The sequence below is a fragment of the Aquaticitalea lipolytica genome (genome assembly GCF_014641635.1).
Taxonomy (GTDB): Bacteria; Bacteroidota; Bacteroidia; order Flavobacteriales; family Flavobacteriaceae; genus Aquaticitalea; species Aquaticitalea lipolytica.
Genome location: NZ_BMIC01000026.1, coordinates 1 through 1,416 on the forward strand (window position 1 = coordinate 1; position 1,416 = coordinate 1,416).

Annotated in this window: 2 protein-coding genes; both read right to left on the minus strand. The window is 26.7% G+C overall.

Going from position 1 to position 1,416, the window contains the following annotated elements; all coding sequences use genetic code 11:
- Positions 1–333: 333 nt before the first annotated feature.
- Positions 334–849, minus strand: coding sequence for a hypothetical protein (locus tag IEW41_RS14425; RefSeq protein WP_188607080.1), 516 nt, complete (start codon positions 847–849; stop codon positions 334–336).
- Positions 842–1,416: hypothetical protein (locus IEW41_RS14430; protein ID WP_188607081.1), on the minus strand; the 575-nt coding region annotated here is incomplete at its 5' end. The genes IEW41_RS14425 and IEW41_RS14430, both read right to left, overlap by 8 nt.

Here is a 1,416-nt window from a genome sequence, read left to right on the forward strand (position 1 = left end):
TTGATAATATGCAGCATGAGCATTACATATAATAAGACCCGATGAGTCTCCATTAATTGGAATTGAAACAGGATTAGTTGCCATAATAATTTGTTTAAATTAATAATTTGGTGTTGAGTCACGATGAACTCATATTGGTTATAATTTAAGACAAGGGGAATGTCAACAGAGAGAAGTATAAAGATAAATCTAATCGAAATGATATACAATACGTAGAACTACGTATTTTTTCCTCTTTCATTAAGGTTAGACATAACTGAATTTTGTTTTCAGTTAATGGCTTTTGACACTATAATTAGGATATGTTATTTGAATTACTTGAGTATTGTGTAATCATCCAAGACTCTTAAGTAAAACAGATGCCTGTAAATAATAGTTACCTGTTTTGAAATTCTTTTTCTTTTCAAATTGGAGATTAATAACTTCACCAAATTTAGTTTTTTGCTCAAGGTGATAAATTAAGTTTATTATGGTATTATAATCACCTTCTAAAATAAATTGATAGGTTTTAATAGTAAGCTCTTCATTTTTAATATTCACATGAGGTTTTAAAAAACTACTAACTTTAAGGTTATTACTTTGAGCATAATGATTAATAGTATTTAAAAGACTATTTTGAATAGAACTGTCTTTTAGTTGATTTATGGTAAGAAGGGAATCATAAAACTGTTCTTTTTGTTTCAAGATTGACAATTGTTTAGGGATATTCTGAAATAGAAGATATTCATTTGATAGTTTTTGATACTCTGATTTTAATTCAAAAGTTTTTGAAAAAGCTAGCTGATAGCAAATTAAGATAGCGATAAAAAAACCAATAATTAAAGCAATATTTCTATTTCTGTTAGTCATTCTTCATTGTGATTTTTATACTAAAACTTGAAATGTGGTTAGTCAAGTCACTATAATCAATAATTTCAATTTTCTCAACCCAAGTAAGAACCTCTAGTTCCTTAATCCAAAAAGAAAACATCTCACTGTCAGTTGAATCACCAGAAATTAATATGATATTATTGTCTATTAAAATAGGTTCATCAGATTTAATCTTTTTTAATAGGGGTTGGTAATCGACTTGTGAAAGCTGCATTGATGATGGAATACTGTTAACTATATGGTTTAAATAATATGAGCTTTTAGAGCTACTACTGTGAAGTATATCGTTTACAATCTTTTCAGATTTTTCGATCTTTTTGCTTAATCCAATAATTTTTGATTTTGAATGCTGATTTACAAGTGAGGTTTGTTGTAGACCTTCTACTTTATTAAAGTAGAAATTGTAAAAAATAAAATTGACTAACAATAATGAGAATATGAACACAAGAGCAAACTTTGTAAATTTTTTAAAGAATTGAGATTGTGTATACTCAACAAGTAATTCATTTTTTCGAGCTCCAAAATTAGAAAAATTGTTGTTATTAA

Excerpts from the sequence above, each read along its gene's own strand:
- IEW41_RS14425 (WP_188607080.1), bottom strand. The coding sequence starts at position 849 with ATGACTAACAGAAATAGAAATATTGCTTTAATTATTGGTTTTTTTATC.